At 60.2% G+C, this 382-nt stretch carries 1 protein-coding gene; it reads right to left on the bottom strand.

The window, feature by feature from the left end; translation table 11 throughout:
* Positions 1 to 193: 193 nt before the first annotated feature.
* The coding region (locus FMN52_RS19735; RefSeq protein ID WP_240339553.1) for a hypothetical protein at positions 194 to 382 on the bottom strand (189 nt) is incomplete at its 5' end.

A 382-nucleotide genomic window follows, 5' to 3' on the forward strand; every position in this document is an offset into this window, starting at 1 on the left:
GACCTGGAACATCAACCGCTATCTCGATCTGACCAGCACGCTCGGCTACGAGCTGACGACGCGCAAGGAAGGCAGCGACTCGCAGCAATGGCGAGCCGGCGTCGGTCTCAAGCTGAAACGCTAAGAATGTCGGAAAATAAAGCGCCGCGCATCCGTTAGGACACGCGGCGCTTTATCGCATTGAATCTGCAACTTATTTCAGGCCGGCAAGCAGTTCCCTGAAGCCGCCTTCGACGGAGGGGCGGATATCGGCGCGTTCGAGGGCGAAGGCGACGTTCGCCAGGATGAAGCCGTCCTTTGCGCCGCAGTCGTAGGTCGCGCCGCGGAAGTGGTAACCGGCGAAATCCTGTTCCTTCAGCAGCTTCAGCATGCCGTCGGTGAG

It is taken from the genome of Marinobacter sp. BW6, from assembly GCF_008107725.1.
Taxonomy (GTDB): Bacteria; Pseudomonadota; Gammaproteobacteria; order Pseudomonadales; family Oleiphilaceae; genus Marinobacter.